Here is a 20,128-nt window from a genome sequence, read left to right on the forward strand (position 1 = left end):
GTTGTAGAAAGTGAGGGTAAATAGCATGAAACAAATTAGTGTATTTGAAGTTATAGGACCTAATATGATAGGCCCATCAAGCTCTCATACAGCTGGAGCACTAAGAATAGCAAGCGTTATGTATAAACTTGCACCAAAAGATATTGCTAAGGTTACTTTTATTCTGTATGGATCTTTTGCAAAAACTTATAAGGGACATGGGACTGATCGGGCGTTGGTTGCAGGTTTATTGGGTATGGAACAGGATGATGAGCGTATAAAAGATGCATTTGAATATGCAGCTAAGCAGGAACTGCAGTATCTATTTGAAACAAGTGACAGTAAAAGTCATAAACATCCTAATACTGTAGAAATTGTGGTAAATGATCATAAAGGCAATCAGTTAAGTATCACAGGTTCTTCAATAGGAGGCGGAAGTATAAGTATTGATAAAGTTAATAATATGGACGTTTTTTTTACTGGCGAATATTATACTTTGCTTATTACGCAAGAAGATAAGCCTGGGGTCGTTGCCTATATTACACAATGTCTCAGTGAACAGGGAATTAACATTGCTTTTATGAGACTTTATAGAGAAGATAGGGGTAAACTGGCATACACAATTATAGAAGCTGATGAACCTATTAGAGAAGCAATAATTGATCATATCATTGCCCATGACAAGGTACATGATGCAAAAATAATTCATTTATAGGAGGCATGCCAGTGAATTTCATAAATGCTGTAGAACTAATTAATATATGTAATAAGCAAAATTTAAAAATATCAGAGGCTATGATAAATAGAGAAATGCTAGTATTCCACTCGGAAAAAGAACAGCTTGTAGAGCGCATGACACATTCTTATAATATTATGAAAAATGCAGTTCATAAGGCGCTACAGGACGACCTTATTTCTATAGGCGGTTTAATAGGTGGCGAAGCTAAAAAGATATATGCCAGAAGTGAAATGGAAGAATCAGTATGTGGTGGGTTAATATCAAAAGCAATAAGCTACGCTGTAGGTGTTTTGGAAGTAAATAGCTCAATGGGGCTGATAGTAGCAGCGCCAACCGCAGGTTCATCAGGGGTCATTCCAGGAGCATTTATTGCTATTCAAGAGGCTTTTAATTTACCAGATGAAAAAATGATTTTAGCACTGTTTAATGCAGGGGCCGTCGGTTATTTAATTACTAGAAATGCAACTGTTTCTGGGGCAGAAGGAGGATGTCAGGCAGAAGTGGGTGCCGCTTCTGCAATGGCTGCATCGGCGATTTGTGAGCTTAAAGGAGGCACACCTAGTCAATGTTTAGACGCAGCATCGACTGCTTTGTCCAATGTGCTGGGGTTAGTATGTGATCCTATAGCGGGACTTGTAGAGGCACCTTGTCAGAAGCGCAATGCTATGGGCGTGTCAAATGCACTCATTAGCGCTGAAATGACTTTGTGTGGTATAAAACAAGTGGTTCCATTTGATGAAACTGTAGAGGCAATGTATAAGGTCGGGAAAAGTATGCCATCAGAACTTAGAGAAACGGCTATGGGAGGGATAGCTGCTACACCTACTGGATGTCAGCTTTGTTCGCAGATCTTTAATTCATAATAGAATAACTTATAGATAAAGGAGTATAGCCAAGCTATACTCTTTTCTTATTATGAACTGTTCTAAAATGCATACGCTGTCCATAAATTAATAAAAAGGAGGTGAAAAAATGGAGATAGGATATATCATGCTTATTGCAATATGTGTTATAGCACTAGTCGTACTCATGGTTGATATTACAGCAGTTTTAAGTAATCGCTATTACATACTTAAAATCGTATGCATCATGTTATTTGTATTTACAATGTTGAGATATTTCACTTTAATTGTATATGGCGATGCGCCAGCTTATCAGCAGATTATGGTACTTAGGTATTTCTATTTAGCAAGTAGTATTGGCCTGACAATTCCTACAGTATCGGCTATATGGTATGTGACTCCCCTATATCGAGAAAAAATAAGTTATCCCCGGTATTTATTATATTTTACGCCTTGGATCATCTTTTATATGTACATAATCATCAGACAGCCTACAGTTGTAGTACAAGGAGAGAGTTTTGGATATGCTTTACATCTTATAGACAGATATCCAATGTATCTTAGTATTGCTCAAGGAAGTTTTATAGCTATTGTTTTCATACTCAGTATAATAGGGATAATGAATTATAAAAACTTGCAGATACGGGTTCAGCTTCTAATGATAATAATGGCCCAGATCACCTTATTACTAGATGGGATAACTTATTTTATTAAAATACCCCATACATTTCCAAGGTTTACTGTAAGTGAAGTATTGGGTTTTGCAGCACTCATTTATGCTTTTTCGAGTAAAATAATAGAAGTTAAAGGCATAACCAACCAATAAAAAAAACAGCCCGTGGGCTGCTTTTTTATTGGTTGAGAAATGTTTCATATTTTTTTATTAAACATATACCAGCAGCATCAGGGCCAGTATTAACGCCTATTGTAACGCCTATAAATGAAAAATCATTAGGAACACTTATGTTTAATAGTGTACTTAATCCTTCCCTCATAATATGTGCATATTCAAGATTATCAGCGTGGGCAATTAAATAATTATAATCGTTAGCATGATCTTTTACATAGGCTTCAGTATTTTCCAGAGCCTTGGCTAAAGCTTTTTTAGTCCCTCTTACTTTACCACTTGGAAACAGCAAACCGTCTTGCAAATAAATAAGCGGTTTGACACTAAGCATTGTTCCAAGCAGTGCTGCAGCTTTACCAATACGACCGCCATGTTCTAAATAATCCAGAGTTTCTACAAAGAAAAAGATCCTTGCAGACTCTCTAAGTTTATTTGCCGTTTCGACGATTGTCGCGAAAGGAATATCATCCGCTATCATGCGTCCAATTTCTTGAACGAGTAGTCCCTGACCGCCTGTTGCATTTAAAGAATTAATAATAGCAATTTGTGCATTAGGATAATTTTCTAATATAAGTTCACGAGCATTGACAGCAGAGTTGTAGGAACCACTAAAATGAGAGGACAGACAAACGCAGATGATATTTTTATTTTGTTCTATTAGGGGCATAAACGTTTCCATATAATCATTAATAGAAGGAAGGGATGTTTTAGGGAAAATTTTATCCTTTCTCATGATTTCATAAAACTTTGCAACAGAAAGATCTGCTATTTCTTTAAAATATGTTTCCTTATCAAAAGAAACATAAAAAGGAACAAGTTTAATATGATATTCATTTATTAAAGATTCTGGAAGATCACATGCAGTATCACTGATTAATATAATTTCAGACATAGATTCACCTCCTTATTGTTAAATGACTCACATCTTGATTTTAATATGCTTTAACAGCCTGTGTCAATTAATAAATAAATCTTAAGCTTAAATGGGTATAATAGACATTTTAGTCTAACAACCTGCATATATTTATTGTAGTCATTAATAAAGGAGGAAGGGCTATGCTATCTTCAAGTTTAGAAAAATATTTAGTGGGAATTTACAAGATGGCACTTGCAGACACAGAACTAAAGAGTACGGATGTTGCAAAAGAAATTAATCAGCCGCTTCAAAAGACGATACAGGCACTGCAGAGAATGCATTATCAAAAATACATTGTCTATTTGCCGTATCAGCCTCTAAAAATAACGGAGCAGGGTAAACAAATGGCAGAATATCTCATTGCAAGAGAAGCACTTATTGATGAATTTTTAACACTGCTCCAGATCGAAGAAAACAAAGACTTGGAAAAAGAAAGTATGCAGCAATACTTATCATATGAAAGTTTAGAGCGCATAGAAAAATTTGTTTTATTTAACAGACAATATCCAGAAATAGTGCAGCGCTATAAACTACTTACAAGAAAAAAACTAACCCATAGATTACTTCCAGCCCTTCCAGACCAGGAGCGTCTATAGCAAACAGACATCTTTAAAATGTCTGTTTTTTTATTGTCTTGAGTAAAGGTTGGATCTATTCATATGCATTAAAGTGTATGAGATCATTAATGACTGAATAAATTTGATGTTATACTTAAAAAAGATATTAAATAAAGGTATATTCATACTTCAATGTATGTTAAAATGTGTTAAGTATGAAAAATTAGGAAATAAGATAAATAGATAGAGGGTATTATGGAAAGTAAAACAAACGGACAAAGTATTGTAAAAGGTGCAATGATTTTAGGGATAGGTGTGTTTCTAAGCAGAGTTATTGGGTTATTATACAGAATACCTATTACGAATATACTAGGTGATGAAGGCAATGGTCTTTACGGTTTAGCTTTTCAGGTTTATTCAGTTATTTTGACCTTTACGGCTATTGCTATGCCCAATGCATTATCCAAACTTATTGCAGAAAGAGAAGCTATGAACGCTTATAAAGATGCTCATAGGGTTTATAAAGTTGCCATGCTGTATTCAGTTGCTTTTGCAGCTGTACTTGCTATAGGTATGTGGTTTGGTGCAGATTGGATAGCCGAAGTACTGTTTCCTAAAAAAAATGTGGGCATGCCTATTAGAGCGCTTGCCCCTACAGTTATCGTCGCAACTATCATTGCCGTTATGCGTGGCTATTTTCAAGGGCAAAATAATATGACTCCAACTGCAGTATCGCAGATAATTGAACAAATATTTAATGTAGTATTTAGTGTTTTGCTTGCTTATTTGTTTTTAAGCCACGATTTAATAGTAGCTGTTACTGGAAGCACTTTAGGTACGGGAATAGGGGCAATAGCTGGTCTTATTACACTAATGACTGTTTATATGTGGATGCGTCCGAATCTTAAAAAGAAATTAAGGTATAGTAACGATTATCAATATGAAAATTCGGGGACAATTCTTAAACAAATTCTTGTTATGATGATACCTGTCGTTGTCAGTACTTCTGTATTTTCTATTATGGGGCTTATTGATCAAAGTATGATCACGAGAAATCTGCCTGCTTCTATTGCTTATTTAAAAGAAAATAGTCTTTTGCATGTAGTGCCGGTTCCGCGTATAGATACTTTATCTATAGATGAAATTGTTACACAGTTACTCGGACAGTTTTCTGTTAAATATTTTGCATTGTTAAATGTTCCAATTAGTTTGATTATACAGTTAGGCGGTGCTGCTATCCCTGCTATTGCAGCGAGTATGGCTGTTCACAACTATAAAGATGTACGTAAAAAGATTAAGCTGATTTTTAAGGTAGGCTTATTAATCGGTGCACCTTCTACAGTGGCACTCATATTATTTGCAAATCCAATTATTGGGCTGTTGTTTGCAGAGGTAACAGGTGATAAACTTTTAGCAAGCGGTGCTATAGGGATTATTTTTATAACACTTGCACAACTTAGTGCAGGGGTACTCCAAGGCATGGGTAAACCGAATATTCCAACATTTAATGCGGTGATAGCTTGTATTATTAAAATAATTGTGAATTGGATTGTACTTGCTGTGCCAACACTGCATATCTATGGGGTGATCCACAGTACAACATTGTGTTATTTAATCTATGCCATTTTAAATATCAATTATTTAAAAAGATATTTAAGCATACAATTTAATTGGCATAAACTTTTAATTAAGCCGATGATTAGTGCAAGTATTATGGGGTTATTAGCCTATGGTATTTATAATGGCCTTATGATTATTTTGCCAAGTTCAAAATTATGGACAATAGTTATTATACCTGTCGCTATGGTTATCTACCTATTTACAGGTATAGCAACAAGGACAATTACAAAAAAAGATTTACTTTATATACCAGGCGGCAAGAAGCTTATAAAGTTTTTAAATGGTGAATAGTGAGACTATAATAAAAAATTCCTTCAATTATGTATAAAAAATAGCATTTTAGACATAATTCTAATAAACGGTATTTTAGTACATGAAGGAAGTGTAAGATGCTTAAAAGAAACCAGTATTTAATGACGCTTGTGGTAGCTATTATGATCTTTTTTATCATATTTACAATAGGCTATTATTATATACAAAGCAGTGCAAGCCATACTGAACCATCTTATGAAGGACTTGCTACTAGAAGTGAAAAAAGCGTAGATGTTCTAGGTGCTGCAAAACCTGAAACTGTTGTAAGCATACAGCCTGATACACAGATCCATTTACTTATAGTAGATGAACATAATAATGAACTTGAAAATAAAAAGCTAGACCCATTAGTGTTATTAGGACTAAACGAATCAGATATAAAAAATAAATTTTCAGGCTATGATGTCGTTGAATTTAATGTGGAGCAGGTAGCACTTAAGAAAGTACTGCCTAGTGTAGAGAAGGTATTTGAGTATACATTAGGTATTCAAAACAATAGGGTATGTATTGTGCAAAAAGAAGAGGGAAAGGTTAATAAGTACATTGACCTTGATATGAGTGCTTCGCACTTTTCAAGAAAGACTTATAGTCTTCTGTTAAAAGAACAAATTGCAATATCACCGCTTCAAAAGGATGCGCTATTAAGTAATCCGAATTATATTGAAAAAATATTACAATCATATGAAGAGGAATAAGGCTGCCGAATAGGTAGCCTTATATACTTGCATTAAAGTTTAATTATCAATACAATAGAAGCTAGGAAAGGATGAGGTATATGAGGGATGTTATAGTAGTTGGCGGCGGGGCATCGGGCATGATTGCAAGTATTATTGCTGCTAGACATGGGGCACAGGTCCTACTTTTAGAACGGTTAGACAGAATAGGAAAAAAAATTTTGGTAACGGGTAATGGCAGATGTAATCTTTCTAATACACAAATAGAAAATACAAAATACCATACAAGTTCAACGGAAGATTTTTCTTATCCTTTAAAATATGTCAATTATGAAATAATTAGAAGTTTTTTTGAAGAACTTGGGGTATTACCATTAGTAGAAGGGGATAAAGTATACCCTTCTTCTGAACAAGCCTCAAGTGTACTTGAAGTGCTTAGAATGGAACTCACACGATTACAAGTAGAAATCCAAACAGATACAAAAGTAATTGATGCTTTCTCTAAAAAAGATAGATGGTATATTGTATGTGAAAATAATATTACATATCATGCGCCTAAAGTTATTTTTGCAACAGGAGGTATGGCAAATATAAGCTTTGGATGTGACCAACTTGGGTATAATATACTTAAAAAACTAGGACATACTATCTCACCCACGTTTCCCACATTAGTTCACGTACTTTCATCTTCAAGTTATTGCAAAATGATGAAGGGGACAAAAATTAAATGTCAAGCCAGTGCTTATGTAGAAAATAAGCCTATAAGAGAAGAATACGGAGAGGTATTATTTACTGAAGACGGATTATCAGGACCAGCTATTTTTCAGCTTAGCCGTATTGCTGCTAAGGCAAAACTAGAAGGTAAAAAAGCGTCTGTTGTATTAGACTTATTACCTAATCTAAGCCATGATGATATGATAAGTATGATATATAGCAGAATTGCTCTAAGACCTGAGCGGACATTAGAAGAACTTTTTATTGGATGGATTCATAAGAGAATTATTATTCCGATTATTAAGTATTCTAAAGTAGAGTCAATGCATATCAAGTCAGAGGATTTAGAGCATGATAGTATTGAAAAGCTTGCAAAGGCCATAAAGGCATTTGTATTTGAAATAAATGGCACAAGAGGCTATAAATATGCGCAAGCTACAGCTGGAGGGGTTGTATTAAGTGAGGTAGATCTTACAACAATGGCCTCCAAGAAAGCAAAAGGGATCTATATTACAGGAGAAGTATTGGATCTAGATGGAGATTGCGGAGGTTATAATTTGCAGTGGGCATGGTCTACGGGTTATTTAGCAGGACTCAGTGCAAGTAATGAAGGGAGGAAAGACCATGATTAGGGTCCAAGATATTAAATTATCATTAGATGAAGATGCTACGCAGCTTATTGCTAAAATAGCAAAAAAGCTAAGAATAAAGCCTGATGAGATAACAAGCTATACGGTATTTAAAGAAGCAGTGGATGCTAGAAAAAAAGAAGAAATTAAACTTGTCTATACGGTGGATATACAGACCTTAAAAGAAGCTGAGGTTTTAGCTAAATTCCCTCAGCTAAAAGCACCAGATAAAACTTATTATATGCCGCAAAAAGGCAATATGCTATTGACTAACAGGCCTGTTATTGTTGGAAGCGGACCTTGTGGCTTGTTTGCAGCACTCATTTTAGCCCAAGCAGGATTTAGGCCTATCGTTCTCGAGCGAGGTAAATCGGTAGAAAAAAGAGTAGAAGATGTGGATCTGTTTTGGAAGACTGGCAAGTTAGATCCCTCTTCTAATGTACAGTTTGGAGAAGGCGGCGCGGGGACTTTCTCAGATGGCAAACTAACAACACAAATAAAAAACATAAGGTCTCATAAAGTTTTAGAAGAACTGGTACAAGCTGGAGCGCCCTCACAAATTCTGTATAAAAACAAACCACATGTAGGCACTGATATTTTAAGAGAAGTGGTTAAAAATCTGCGTCATACTATTATTAGTCTTGGAGGAGAAGTTAGATTTGAAAGTCAAGTAACACAGATGGTACTTAAAGACGGACATATTACAGGTGTAGAGATTAATCACAAAGATTATTTAAGTACAGATATTTGTGTGCTTGCAATAGGGCATAGTGCAAGAGATACCTTTGAAATGCTTTATAAAAGTGATATGAAAATGGAGCAAAAATCTTTTGCAATGGGTATGCGTATAGAACATTTGCAAGACTGGATTAATGAAGCGCAGTATGGGAGGTTTAAAGATCATCCGAAGCTCGGGGCAGCAGATTATAAACTTGTACACCATGCTAAAAATGGCAGGACAGTTTATAGCTTTTGTATGTGTCCAGGGGGATATGTGATTGCATCTGCTTCTGAGGAGGGGATGGTAGTCACCAATGGTATGAGTCACTATAAACGAAATGCTCAAAATGCAAACAGTGCTATATTAGTCAATGTAGGTCCTAAAGATTATCCGAGCGATCATCCACTAGCTGGTATGATGCTACAAAGAGATTTCGAAAAGCTGGCTTATGAAATGGGGGATAATACTTATTACGCACCAGCGCAGCTAGTAGGAGATTTTCTAAACAATCAAGCAAGTCATACTTTGGGTACTGTTAAACCTACTTATACACCAGGTATCAAACTTACAAACATGAGAGAAAAACTTCCAAACTTTATGGCAGAGGCAATAGATGAGGCGATTAGAGCTTTTGGGGGGAAAATAAAGGGGTTTGACCATAATGAGGCACTTTTCACAGGATTTGAAACAAGAACGTCTTCACCGGTACGTTTATTAAGAGATCCCATGTATCAAAGTAATATAACAGGGGTATATCCCGCGGGAGAAGGTGCCGGTTATGCTGGAGGCATTATATCTGCAGCAGTAGACGGGATAGAAGTAGCTGAGGCTATTATTAAGGTATACGGGGGGATTCAAGTAAATGTATAGAGCAGATTATCATATGTAAAGCAGGCTAGTTATTTATGATTTTACTTAGACGTGTTTTTAAGCTATACTTAATGGGTTATAATAATTAAAAAGCAGAGGAGTACAACAGATGCAAAACGATATAGAAAAAGTGTTATTTTCTGTTTCAGATTTAGAAAAACGCATAGCAGAACTTGGAGAAGTCATTACAAAAGATTATGAAGGGAAAGAACTTATTGTTGTAGGTATTCTTAAGGGCTCTAATATTTTCACAAGTGACCTTGTAAGAAAAATTAACCTCCCACTTAAAATAGATTTTATGGTTGTATCGAGTTATGGCAATACTACAGAATCTACAGGTGTTGTAAGAATTCTTAAGGATCTAGAAAATAGTGTAGAGAATAAACATCTACTTATAGTAGAAGATATTGTAGATAGTGGTTTAACACTGAAATATTTAAAGGAAATGCTGCTGACTAGAAATCCAGCAGGTATTAAATTATGTACATTGCTTGATAAGCCAGCTCGCCGTAAAGAAGTGGTGCATATTGACTATTTAGGTTTTGAAGTGCCAGATGAATTTATCGTAGGTTATGGGATAGATTATGCAGAAATGTATAGAAACTTGCCCTATGTAGGTGTTTTAAAGCGAGAAGTTTATTCAAAATAAGCATCGCAAACAAAAGCACAGAGAAGCAACATATAAACTTGAGTTATTTATTGTTTTAATATTGTTTCTCGGAATGATTTCATATCACAGATTATTGTGAATAACTAAATTTAAAGATGTGAAAGCTATAATAAGTCTATATAAGAAGTAATACAAATAGAAAATGGGTGAGTAAAAGGTTTTGATTAACTTTTATTCACCCATTTTCTGATTATTCAAGCAGGTGGTATTATAATCTTATAAGAGTTATTGTTGCTTATATGTAGCCTTAGTTATACAATATTAATGATAGATAAGGGAGTGAGTTAATTTTGAAGGGATATTTAGGCCGAATTGTATTGCAAAATATTAATGAAGAGGGTATAAAAGAATACATAAGAGGTGTAAAAAAAGGAATGCCTATTGGGCTTGGATACTTATATGTATCTATTGCATTTGGAATGATGGCTGTAACAGGAGGGGTTTTACCTATTCAGGCACTTATTATTTCAATGACAAATCTTACTTCGGCAGGACAATTTGCAGGTATTAAGCTTATTGTACACGCTGCGAGTTTTGCTGAGATTGCGCTCACAGTATTTGTGATTAATATACGCTATATCTTAATGTCTTTGTCACTTTCACAAAGATTAGGCGCAAATATGAGTCAAGTTAAAAAAGCCTTTATAGCTTTTGGGATTACAGATGAAATTTTTACGATGGCTTCATTAGAAAAACAACAATTAACTTGTGCATTTATGTTGGGTCTTATGACATTACCTTATATAGGATGGGCACTTGGAACCTACTTAGGAGCAGCAGCCACAATGCTTTTATCACCACTTTTGCAAGATGCACTTGGTATAGCACTCTATGCGATGTTTATAGCACTTATTATTCCCGCTGCACGGGAGTCGAAAGCCGTTAGGATTACGTTGATTATTGCAATTGGGTTAAGTTGCTTGTTTAAATATGCGCCCTATGTCAATAGTGTTTCTTCTGGATTTGCTATCATTGCTGCTACGATCCTAGCTTCGGCGTTAGCAGCCTACTTATTTCCTGTTAAGGAGGAAGAATAATGTACATGTTTATTGCGATATTAGTTATGGCAATTGTTACCTATATGCCTAGAGTCTTGCCACTTACACTTTTCAATAAGAAAATCAAATCCACCTATATACGCTCTTTTTTACACTATGTACCTTATGCTGTATTAGGTGCCATGACATTTCCAAGTGTTTTTTATGCAGCAAATAATAGTATTTATGCAAGTGCTGGGGTTATGGCGGCGGTAATACTTGGATACTTTAAACAAAGTCTCGTTATCGTTGCAATGGCAGCTGTTGGCATGGTTTATTGCTGTAATATTTTATTTTAATACTTATAAGGAGGAAAAATGTATAGATTAGTAATATTTGACTTAGACGGAACACTGCTTGATACGCTTACAGACTTGGCTTATGCGGGGAATTATGTACTGAGACAATGGGGGTTTGAGGAGCATTTGGTTGATAATTATAAGAACTATATAGGAAATGGTGTCTACAAGCTGGTTGAACGTATGCTCCCAGAAGAGTGCCGTAATGAAAAAATGATAGAGAAAGCGAGAGGGATATTTGAGGAGTATTATAAAGTACATAGCTTAGATCATACCAAGCCTTACGAGGGGATTATAACTTTATTACATACGTTAAAAGAACAAGGCGTACTCATGGCGGTTGCATCCAATAAACCAGACATATATACCAAGGAGCTTGTTGGGCTTATGTTTGAAGATAAGATTACACTTGCATTTGGTCAAAGAATAGGGGTTATACCTAAACCAGATCCGCAAGTAATATTGGATATACTCGAGCATTTTAAAGTAGATAAAAGTGAGTGTATTTATATAGGGGATTCTGATGTGGACATGTATACAGCAAAAAATGCAGGTGTTACATCAGTAGGCGTATTGTGGGGATATAGAACAAGAGAAGAGCTTATAGAATCAGGTGCACATTATATTGTATCAGAGGTTAAAGGCTTGGAAGAACTTATTTTGAATGGTGAACCTAATAATTAATTCATGCAAAAAGATCATTATATTTAAAGACTAAGCGTCTTTTATATAATGATCTTTTTAAAGCTATTTCAAAAAATAAGATCTATTTAATTTCTACAGTATAGCGCTTTTGAAGTTCTTCTTGCTTGTTAAGGTATAAAGCCTGACGTTTAGTTAGTAAGCATTGTTCCTTTACTTGAGCTTCTACTTCACTAAGGCTTGGAATATCTTCTTGAGATATATGGTCGAGTTTAATAAGATGATAGCCAAACTGTGTTTTAACAGGGCCTGTTATTTCCCCATCTTTCATAGTGAAAACGACCTTATCAAATTCTGGAACCATTCTTCCGCGCGTAAATTCTCCTAAACTTCCGCCCTCAGCTTTTGAAGGACAATTAGAGTATTTTCCAGCAGCTTCTTTAAAATCAAGTCCGGCATTAATTTCATCTAATATAGATGAAGCCTCTGCTTCAGTTGGTACCAAGATGTGACTTGCTGAAGCTGTTTCTGGCTTTTTGAAAAGTGATTTATGAGATTCAAAATAAGCCGCTGCTTCCTCATCTGTTATTTGAATAGAAGTAAGCAACTTGTTAAGTGCATACTGTTTAAGAAGTGTTCTTTGCATACGCTCAAGCGCACTTGTAAACTCAGCATCCTTTTCTAATCCATGTGCAAGAGCATCTGAGTAAAGTAATTCCTGCATTACAAGTTCATTTACAAGTTGTTTTCGCCCTTCTTCATTTTGAAAGTTGCCAGCATTTTGACCAATGCTTTGCAGTAGTTCATAAAGATCATCTTGCGTAATTTCTCTTCCGTCTACGACGGCTAATACTTTGTTCGTCATTTATAATTCTCCTTTTTTACAAAGAATACACCAAGGAAGCCTTGGTGTATTCTTTATTAATTATTAAGCAAGTAGGATAATCCTTAAAGCTTAATATAAAATGCCTATTTAATAGTAACATTAATTAAGATAAATGTAAAACAATACTTCGTCTTATTTCTGATCTTGAAGGGCATCCCAGCCTTCTTCGCCAGTCCTGACACGAATAACATTTGCAACATCATATACAAAGATTTTACCATCTCCAATATTACCGGTATGTAGAACCTTTTTTGCAGTTTCAATCACTAAGTCTACTGGAACTTCACAAACTACAATCTCTAGTTTGATCTTAGGCAGTAAATTGATTTCAAGTGGTACGCCTCTATAATATTCAGTAGCACCTTTTTGCATACCGCAGCCTAGAACGCTAGAAACGGTAATACCTGTGATACCAATTTGATTAAGGGCTTCTTTAAGATCTTCTAACATGCGAGGACGAGTAATAATTTCGACTTTGTATATTTTTTTATCCATCCTATTCAACTCCTTATGCGCAGTTTATTAACTTTATTTTAGCACAAATTTAAATAATGATATATGTTTTTTGAAAATATAGTTTTAAATATTGATGTAGGCTGAAATACCATGTTCTATGCAGTCAAGACCATCTATTTCATGCTCTTGAGAAACTTTCAGACCCATAGTCTTTTTCAGGATGAAAAAAGTAATGAAAGAAAGTATTGCAGCAACAGAAATACAGATAAGGACACCCAGTATTTGAATACCTAATAAATTAAAGCCACCGCCATAGAATAAGCCGTCATCTGTTGCAAAAAGTCCAATAGCAATTGTCCCTAAACTGCCGCATACGCCATGCACAGAAATAGCACCCACTGGATCATCAACTTTAACAACTGAATCAAAGAAAGCAACAGCTATAATCATAATAATTCCTGCACATACACCGATAATAATGGCACCTATGTAAGAAATCATTGAAGCACCAGCAGTTACGCCAACAAGACCAGCGAGTGCACCATTTAGGGTAAGACCAGCATCAGGGGTTTTATAACGTACAATACTAAAAAGTAAAGCAGATAATGTAGCAGCAGCCCCGCCAAAAAGGGTGGTAATAGCTGCATGAGCCGTAAGGGGAGAGGTGATATCTAAGGTGCTTCCGCCATTAAATCCAAACCAGCCAAACCAAAGAATAAGGACACCCAATGCACCAAGAGGTATATTATGACCTGGAATCGCCTTTACTTTGCCTTTGCGGTACTTACCTTCACGAGGTCCAACTAAGGCAGCACCAACTAAAGCTGCGACACCGCCGATTGCATGAACAGCTGTTCCGCCGGCAAAATCTCTAAAGCCCATGTTTGCAAGGAAACCACCACCCCAGATCCAATGACCGATAAGCGGATAAATAATGGTTGTTGCTACAACACAGAAAATAATGTAAGCATAAAATTTAGTGCGTTCAGCCATAGCACCTGATACGATTGTTGCACAAGTTGCACAAAATATAGCTTGGAATAAAAAATAAACCTCAAAAGAAACACCACTTACTATTTCTGGGGTATTAAACAACATAAAACCATCTGTACCAATAAACGAACCAGCATCAGTACCATACATAAAACCATAGCCTATAAAATAATATGCAAGTACCCCAATACCCACTGTAACAAAATTCTTCATAATAATATTAACTGCATTTTTTGACTGTGTAAATCCTATTTCTACTAGTGCAAAACCAGCATGCATAATAAAAACGAGAATAGCAGCAATAAGTGTCCACATTGAGTTTAAGATTAAGTTTGTATCCATAATTACACTCCTTATTTATAATTTAAGATATAAGTAGGACAAAATCATCTGAGGCGATGCCCTAATTAAATAAAATAAAAAGGTGTTCTAAAAAGAGCATAAATCTGCCTTTTTAGAACACCTTTGTTCATATGCTATTATATTAATACTGCTATCGTTTGTCAATAAAAAGATAATAATTTGTATACATTATAGTATTGACAAATTATTCAGATAAAGTGCAAGAAGCAAGAAGCTCTTGATCACGGGTATAAATACTTAGGATAGTGTTTTCATATACAGCATAAGTATGAGGTCTATTTTCTTTAGGCAGAGAAATAGAACCAGGATTACAAATCAGAGTATTACCGTGTTGTTTAAGTTCCCATAAGTGCGTATGTCCATATAAAAATATATTTTTACCTTTAGCAGGCGGTATGTTCTCAGGGTGATAGATATGACCGTGGGTTGCAAAGAGCCGGATGCCGTCATCTACAATAAGTGTATAGTCACTTAAACAGGGAAAGTCGAGCAGCATTTGATCAACCTCTGCATCACAGTTGCCTCGGCATGCAATGATTTTTGATGCATAAGCGTTAAGTAATTTAACAACACCTTGGGGATTGTGTCCTTCGGGTAAAGGGTTTCTCGGTCCATGATATAAAATATCTCCAAGTACAACTAGAAAATCATATTGTTTTTCTTCAAAGATCTGCAGCATGTGCTGCAAGTGTGTTTCAGAACCATGAATGTCTGAAATAATCATATATTTCATCTTGTGCCTCCTTGTGTGTTTACTATAATGCTAATAGTATATTACTATTTTATTTAAACATGCAATATGATACAATAATAATTAGTGAATTTAGACTATATTTGACAAAGTAGGTGTGAGAAAATGAAATACAATTTTTCTGATAGAATATCGGCGCTTCAACCATCAGCTATAAGAGAAATCTTAAAAATGTCATCTGACCCACAAGTTATTTCTTTTGCAGCTGGCAATCCTGCACCCGAAGCTTTTCCAACACAAGCTATTGCTGATATTTCAAAACAAGTTTTAGAACAAAATCCAATAGGGGCACTTCAATATTCATTAACAGAAGGATATCCAGCTCTGCGTGAGAGTATGAAAGATTTTGCTTTTAATCATTATGGTATAGGTAAATCTTTTGATGAACTCGTTATTGTATCTGGTGCACAGCAAGGAATAGAACTAACCTGCAAAGTGCTTTGTAATGAAAAAGATACAATTATATGCGAAGACCCTTCATTTATAGGTTCACTTAATTCATTTAGATCGTATAATACCAATCTTGTAGGCGTAGAAATGGAAGATGATGGGATCAATGTAGAAGCTTTAGAAGAAGCCATTAAACATAATCCTAATACAAAGTTTATTTATGTCATTCCGAACTTCCAAAATCCTACTGGTAAAACAATGAGCTATTTTAAGCGTAAAAGGGTTTATGAACTGGCTAAACAACATCATATTATGATTTTAGAAGATAATCCTTATGGAGATCTTAGGTTTGAAGGTGACGATCTGCCTTCTATTAAGTCCATGGACACAGAAGGGTTAGTTATTTATGTAGGCAGTTTTTCAAAAGTGCTTTCTCCGGGTATGCGCGTAGGGTACTTGATTGCACATCAAGATTTGGTGAGTAAGATCGTTGTTGCAAAGCAATGTGCTGACGTTCACTCTAACATTCTAGCACAGATTATATGTGAGAAGTTTGTAACCAATTATGATATTGAAGGACACCTCACAAGACTTAAGGAAGTTTATAAACATAAATGTGAGTTAATGCTAAGTGAGATGGATAAACATTTTTCAGAATGCGTGGCGTATACACGTCCACAGGGAGGGCTGTTTATCTGGTGTACGCTGCCTGAGCATGTAGATATGGTAGCTTTCTGTAAAAAAGCTGTTTCAGAATATAAGGTTGCTGTTGTGCCGGGCTCAGCATTTTTGGTTACAGAAGGAACTAAAACTCAATCTTTCAGAATCAACTTTTCAACACCCACAGATGAACAAATTGTAAAAGGTATAGAATTATTAGGTAAACTTACAAAAGAACTATGCTAGTACAAAGTATTTAAAATAGTATAAAGAAACAGCCTAGATACTAAAAAAATGCGTAGTATGTAATGGACTCTTTTTATTTAAAACTATTGACTAATCTCTTGTATTAATATTATATTAAAGACAGGGTAATATTAAGCGAGAGGTTAGTTTATTATTTTTTGCTTGGCAAGAAATCGATTTCTTTATATTGGTTTTATATGTTTTGAAATCGATTTCTTATGTATGAGTAACACAATTAATTGAAATCATTAATGGAGGGTATAGTATGCATACAATGAATACACATGACTTTAAATGGCTTGAAGATTCAACAGTTTATGAGGTGAATCGTAAAGAAGCTCATTCTGATCATTACCATTTTAAAAATTTTGAGGAGGCACAGCTAGGACATTCTTTCTTTAAACAAAGTTTAGATGGATTATGGAAGTTTCATTATGCAAAAAATTTAGAAAGTACAGTTCAGACATTTTATGAAGTAAATTATGATACACTGGGCTGGGATGACATTAAAGTGCCTGGGCATATACAACTACAGGGTTATGATGCGCCTCACTATGTCAATACAATGTATCCTTGGGATGGACATGAAAAACTTATCCCACCCCAAATTCCAGCTTTATATAATCCAGTTGGTTGTTATGTTAAGCACTTTTCATTACAAAAGGAATGGCAAGATAATCCAATTTATATATCTTTTCAAGGGGTTGAATCTGCCTTTTATATATGGCTTAATGGTAAATTTGTCGGCTATAGCGAAGATAGCTTTACACCAAGTGAGTTTGATCTTACCCCATTTATCGTAGAGGGGGAGAATAAACTTGCTGTAATGGTATTTAAATGGTGCAGTGGAAGCTGGCTTGAAGATCAAGATTTTTGGAGGTTTTCTGGTATTTTTAGAGAAGTATATTTATACACTATACCTAAAGTGCATATAGCAGATTTAACAGTCACAACAGACTTAGATGATGCGTATAAAAATGCGATTTTAAATATAAAACTGCGTACTGAAGGTGAAACGAACTATGATTTAAAACTTAGGTTTATAGATAAAAATCAGCAAATTATATTTGAAGATGAGCGGGCTATACGTGGTACAAGTAACTGTGAGATCGAGAAAAAACTAGAAAATGTAAATTTATGGAGTGCTGAGAGTCCTCATCTTTATACTTTATTTATCGAGGTAACAGACCCCTCTACTTTAGAAACTTTAGAGGTCATTAAGCAGTCAGTAGGAGTTAGAAGATTTGAGATGATTGACAAAGTTATGCATCTTAATGGTAAGCGTATCGTATTTAAAGGTGTTAACAGGCATGAATTTAGTTGTTATAACGGAAGAGCCCTTACCTATGATGAAATGTTATGGGATATTAAAAATATGAAGCAATATAACATCAATGCTGTAAGAACTTCTCATTATCCTAATCAAAGTATTTTTTATGACTTATGTGATACCTATGGTCTTTATGTTATAGATGAAGCTAATATAGAGTCCCATGGCACATGGCAGAAAATGGGTGCGGCAAAACCGGATTTTGTGGTGCCTGGATCGAAGCTTGAATGGTTGGAATGTGTACTTGATAGAGGGCGTTCTATGCTCCAAAGAGATAAAAATCACCCTTGTATTTTGATATGGTCTTGTGGCAATGAGTCTTATGGCGGGGAAAACCTTTATAAGCTAGCAGAACTATTTAGAACCAGTGATCCAACAAGGCTTGTTCATTATGAAGGGGTGTTCTGGGATAGAAGGTTTGATCAGACGAGCGATATGGAAAGCCGTATGTATCCTGCTATAGAGGCTATAGAAGACTACTTAAACAGCAACCCCCAAAAGCCGTTTGTATGTTGTGAATATACACATGCTATGGGAAATTCTAATGGAGGAATGCATAAGTATACTGATTTAGCTGACAAATACCCGCTTTATCAAGGAGGATTTATATGGGACTATATCGATCAAGCTTTAATGACAAAAGATGCTTATGGGTATAACTATTTAGCTTTCGGTGGCGACTTTGATGATATGCCTACAGATTATAACTTTTGTGTTAATGGGCTGATCTATGCAGATAGACGTGTATCTCCAAAGATGCAGGAAGTTAAGTTTAATTATAGCAATATTGATATTGTACCAGATCAAAAGGGCGTAATGATTTTTAATAAGAATCTTTTTATTACTACAGAAGGGTATGAACTCTATTACGTGCTGCTTAAAGATGGTATTAAAATACAAGAAGGCTCCTTAAAAGTCACGATTAATCCTGGAGAATCAAGCTATATTCATTTACCAATTGAAGCACAAAAGTTAACAGGAGAATATGCAGTGAACGTAAGTTTCAGGTTAAGGTTAGATGAAAAATGGGCAAAAGCTGGTCATGAAGTAGCCTTTGGGCAATATGTATATCAAGTACAAGGGGCTCTGGAAGTAATCAATGAAAAACTTAAAGTAGAAAATTGCGATATAAACTGTGGAGTAAAAGGGAATGCCTTTCACGCAATATTTTCTAAAAATTATGGGGGGTTGATTTCTTATAAGTATGCAGGAAAAGAACGTATTCATACGATTCCGATGCCAAATTTCTGGCACGCACCTACAGATAATGACAGGGGTAATCAGATGAGTTACAGATGCGGTCAATGGAAAATAGCCAGTTTATATGCAAAAATGAAAGATGTTAATATAACTTATGATGATTATAAGGCAATCATAAGTTATACCTATAGCCTGCCAACAAAACCAGAAACAGAATGTGATGTTATTTATACAGTCTATGGTGATGGTATGATCAATATAGCACTAGACTATCAAGGTGTTTCGGGATTAAGTGAGATGCTTGACTTTGGGATGCTCTTTAAAGTGCCGAAAGATTATCAGAAAGTAACTTGGTATGGCTATGGACCTGATGAAAATTATTCTGATAGAAGACATGGAGCGAGGCTAGGACTATTTAAGGGGCAGGCGGCTGATAATGTTACAGAGTATGTTATCCCTCAAGAGTGCGGCAATAGAACTGGGGTGCGTTGGGCAAAAGTCACGAATGAACAAGGGGAGGGGCTGTTACTAAAATCAGATGAAATGGAACTTAGTGTGTTGCCATATACGCCACATGAGCTAGAGAATGCTTATCATCATTATGAACTACCGCCAATTTATCATACTGTTATAAGAACTTCACTTAGACATACTGGAGTCGGAGGAGATAATAGTTGGGGGGCTTTAACACATCAAGAATATTTAATACCGTCAGATCAGCCGTTGCATTTTGAATTTACTCTTAAAGGCATATAAATCCTCTGAATTTAGGTGTTTTTAGAGTT

19 protein-coding genes are annotated in these 20,128 nt (G+C 35.3%); 14 read left to right on the plus strand and 5 right to left on the minus strand.

Annotated elements, in window-relative coordinates:
* The first annotated feature begins 25 nt into the window (after positions 1-25).
* From sdaAB to BN3326_RS01745, 3 genes are all read left to right on the plus strand, one after another.
* Entirely contained in the window at positions 26-694 is a 669-nt protein-coding gene (sdaAB, locus tag BN3326_RS01735) for an L-serine ammonia-lyase, iron-sulfur-dependent subunit beta (RefSeq protein WP_069997390.1), read from the plus strand.
* An 11-nt stretch (positions 695-705) separates the two neighbouring features.
* The gene (sdaAA, locus tag BN3326_RS01740) at positions 706-1,581 is read left to right on the plus strand and encodes an L-serine ammonia-lyase, iron-sulfur-dependent, subunit alpha (protein ID WP_069997391.1); all 876 of its coding nucleotides are present in this window, start codon (positions 706-708) and stop codon (positions 1,579-1,581) included.
* A gap of 109 nt (positions 1,582-1,690) precedes the next feature.
* A complete protein-coding gene (locus tag BN3326_RS01745) occupies positions 1,691-2,386 on the plus strand; it encodes a hypothetical protein (protein WP_069997392.1) in 696 nt (231 codons plus the stop codon).
* Positions 2,387-2,411: 25 nt separating this feature from the next.
* On the opposite strand, the gene BN3326_RS01750 is transcribed toward BN3326_RS01745, so the two are convergent.
* Positions 2,412-3,299 carry a DegV family protein gene (locus BN3326_RS01750; protein ID WP_069997393.1) on the minus strand — a complete coding sequence of 296 codons (888 nt, stop codon included), beginning with the start codon at positions 3,297-3,299 and terminating at the stop codon, positions 2,412-2,414.
* Positions 3,300-3,463: 164 nt separating this feature from the next.
* Between BN3326_RS01750 and BN3326_RS01755 the strand changes: the two genes are divergently transcribed.
* From BN3326_RS01755 to BN3326_RS01795, 9 genes are all read left to right on the plus strand, one after another.
* Positions 3,464-3,919 (plus strand): metal-dependent transcriptional regulator, encoded by a 456-nt coding sequence (locus BN3326_RS01755; protein ID WP_069997394.1) that lies wholly within the window; start codon positions 3,464-3,466, stop codon positions 3,917-3,919.
* Between the two features lie 216 nt (positions 3,920-4,135).
* A complete protein-coding gene (locus BN3326_RS01760; RefSeq protein WP_069997395.1) occupies positions 4,136-5,791 on the plus strand; it encodes a putative polysaccharide biosynthesis protein in 1,656 nt (551 codons plus the stop codon).
* 98 nt (positions 5,792-5,889) lie between these two features.
* Positions 5,890-6,507: a hypothetical protein gene (locus BN3326_RS01765; protein WP_069997396.1), complete on the plus strand. Its 618-nt coding sequence runs from the start codon at positions 5,890-5,892 to the stop codon at positions 6,505-6,507.
* A gap of 80 nt (positions 6,508-6,587) precedes the next feature.
* On the plus strand, positions 6,588-7,832 hold the full coding sequence (locus tag BN3326_RS01770; RefSeq protein ID WP_069997397.1) for a BaiN/RdsA family NAD(P)/FAD-dependent oxidoreductase: 1,245 nt from the start codon (positions 6,588-6,590) through the stop codon (positions 7,830-7,832).
* Positions 7,825-9,420: an NAD(P)/FAD-dependent oxidoreductase gene (locus tag BN3326_RS01775; protein ID WP_069997398.1), complete on the plus strand. Its 1,596-nt coding sequence runs from the start codon at positions 7,825-7,827 to the stop codon at positions 9,418-9,420. Before BN3326_RS01770 ends, BN3326_RS01775 begins: the two co-directional genes overlap by 8 nt.
* 109 nt (positions 9,421-9,529) lie before the next feature.
* Positions 9,530-10,069 (plus strand): hypoxanthine phosphoribosyltransferase, encoded by a 540-nt coding sequence (gene hpt, locus BN3326_RS01780; RefSeq protein ID WP_069997399.1) that lies wholly within the window; start codon positions 9,530-9,532, stop codon positions 10,067-10,069.
* A 311-nt stretch (positions 10,070-10,380) separates the two neighbouring features.
* Positions 10,381-11,127 (plus strand): AzlC family ABC transporter permease, encoded by a 747-nt coding sequence (locus BN3326_RS01785; protein ID WP_242875920.1) that lies wholly within the window; start codon positions 10,381-10,383, stop codon positions 11,125-11,127.
* Entirely contained in the window at positions 11,127-11,426 is a 300-nt protein-coding gene (locus tag BN3326_RS01790; protein WP_069997400.1) for an AzlD domain-containing protein, read from the plus strand. The genes BN3326_RS01785 and BN3326_RS01790 overlap by 1 nt, the downstream gene beginning before the upstream one ends.
* Positions 11,427-11,444: 18 nt before the next feature.
* Positions 11,445-12,110, plus strand: a complete 666-nt coding sequence (locus BN3326_RS01795) for an HAD family hydrolase (protein WP_069997401.1) — start codon at positions 11,445-11,447, stop codon at positions 12,108-12,110.
* An 82-nt stretch (positions 12,111-12,192) separates the two neighbouring features.
* On the opposite strand, the gene BN3326_RS01800 is transcribed toward BN3326_RS01795, so the two are convergent.
* The 4 genes from BN3326_RS01800 to yfcE all read right to left on the minus strand — a co-directional run bounded on the left by BN3326_RS01800 (position 12,193) and on the right by yfcE (position 15,499).
* On the minus strand, positions 12,193-12,933 hold the full coding sequence (locus BN3326_RS01800; protein WP_069997402.1) for a peptidylprolyl isomerase: 741 nt from the start codon (positions 12,931-12,933) through the stop codon (positions 12,193-12,195).
* A 153-nt stretch (positions 12,934-13,086) separates the two neighbouring features.
* A complete protein-coding gene (locus BN3326_RS22830; protein ID WP_069997403.1) occupies positions 13,087-13,449 on the minus strand; it encodes a P-II family nitrogen regulator in 363 nt (120 codons plus the stop codon).
* An 84-nt stretch (positions 13,450-13,533) separates the two neighbouring features.
* Positions 13,534-14,745: an ammonium transporter gene (locus tag BN3326_RS01810; RefSeq protein ID WP_069997404.1), complete on the minus strand. Its 1,212-nt coding sequence runs from the start codon at positions 14,743-14,745 to the stop codon at positions 13,534-13,536.
* 205 nt (positions 14,746-14,950) lie between these two features.
* Positions 14,951-15,499: a phosphodiesterase gene (yfcE, locus tag BN3326_RS01815; protein ID WP_069997405.1), complete on the minus strand. Its 549-nt coding sequence runs from the start codon at positions 15,497-15,499 to the stop codon at positions 14,951-14,953.
* 123 nt (positions 15,500-15,622) lie between these two features.
* Between yfcE and BN3326_RS01820 the strand changes: the two genes are divergently transcribed.
* Both BN3326_RS01820 and BN3326_RS01825 read left to right on the plus strand, forming a co-directional pair.
* On the plus strand, positions 15,623-16,813 hold the full coding sequence (locus BN3326_RS01820) for an aminotransferase-like domain-containing protein (RefSeq protein ID WP_069997406.1): 1,191 nt from the start codon (positions 15,623-15,625) through the stop codon (positions 16,811-16,813).
* A gap of 265 nt (positions 16,814-17,078) precedes the next feature.
* A complete protein-coding gene (locus tag BN3326_RS01825) occupies positions 17,079-20,099 on the plus strand; it encodes a beta-galactosidase, LacZ type (RefSeq protein ID WP_069997407.1) in 3,021 nt (1,006 codons plus the stop codon).
* Positions 20,100-20,128: the final 29 nt, after the last annotated feature.

Source organism: Cellulosilyticum sp. I15G10I2, from assembly GCF_900095725.1.
Classification (GTDB): domain Bacteria; phylum Bacillota; class Clostridia; order Lachnospirales; family Cellulosilyticaceae; genus FMMP01.

Excerpts from the sequence above, each read along its gene's own strand:
- sdaAB (WP_069997390.1), top strand. The coding sequence starts at position 26 with ATGAAACAAATTAGTGTATTTGAAGTTATAGGACCTAATATGATAGGC.
- BN3326_RS01745 (WP_069997392.1), top strand. The coding sequence starts at position 1,691 with ATGGAGATAGGATATATCATGCTTATTGCAATATGTGTTATAGCACTA.
- BN3326_RS01750 (WP_069997393.1), bottom strand. The coding sequence starts at position 3,299 with ATGTCTGAAATTATATTAATCAGTGATACTGCATGTGATCTTCCAGAA.
- BN3326_RS01755 (WP_069997394.1), top strand. The coding sequence starts at position 3,464 with ATGCTATCTTCAAGTTTAGAAAAATATTTAGTGGGAATTTACAAGATG.
- BN3326_RS01760 (WP_069997395.1), top strand. The coding sequence starts at position 4,136 with ATGGAAAGTAAAACAAACGGACAAAGTATTGTAAAAGGTGCAATGATT.
- BN3326_RS01765 (WP_069997396.1), top strand. The coding sequence starts at position 5,890 with ATGCTTAAAAGAAACCAGTATTTAATGACGCTTGTGGTAGCTATTATG.
- BN3326_RS01770 (WP_069997397.1), top strand. The coding sequence starts at position 6,588 with ATGAGGGATGTTATAGTAGTTGGCGGCGGGGCATCGGGCATGATTGCA.
- BN3326_RS01775 (WP_069997398.1), top strand. The coding sequence starts at position 7,825 with ATGATTAGGGTCCAAGATATTAAATTATCATTAGATGAAGATGCTACG.
- hpt (WP_069997399.1), top strand. The coding sequence starts at position 9,530 with ATGCAAAACGATATAGAAAAAGTGTTATTTTCTGTTTCAGATTTAGAA.
- BN3326_RS01790 (WP_069997400.1), top strand. The coding sequence starts at position 11,127 with ATGTACATGTTTATTGCGATATTAGTTATGGCAATTGTTACCTATATG.
- BN3326_RS01795 (WP_069997401.1), top strand. The coding sequence starts at position 11,445 with ATGTATAGATTAGTAATATTTGACTTAGACGGAACACTGCTTGATACG.
- BN3326_RS01800 (WP_069997402.1), bottom strand. The coding sequence starts at position 12,933 with ATGACGAACAAAGTATTAGCCGTCGTAGACGGAAGAGAAATTACGCAA.
- BN3326_RS22830 (WP_069997403.1), bottom strand. The coding sequence starts at position 13,449 with ATGGATAAAAAAATATACAAAGTCGAAATTATTACTCGTCCTCGCATG.
- BN3326_RS01810 (WP_069997404.1), bottom strand. The coding sequence starts at position 14,745 with ATGGATACAAACTTAATCTTAAACTCAATGTGGACACTTATTGCTGCT.
- yfcE (WP_069997405.1), bottom strand. The coding sequence starts at position 15,499 with ATGAAATATATGATTATTTCAGACATTCATGGTTCTGAAACACACTTG.
- BN3326_RS01820 (WP_069997406.1), top strand. The coding sequence starts at position 15,623 with ATGAAATACAATTTTTCTGATAGAATATCGGCGCTTCAACCATCAGCT.
- BN3326_RS01825 (WP_069997407.1), top strand. The coding sequence starts at position 17,079 with ATGCATACAATGAATACACATGACTTTAAATGGCTTGAAGATTCAACA.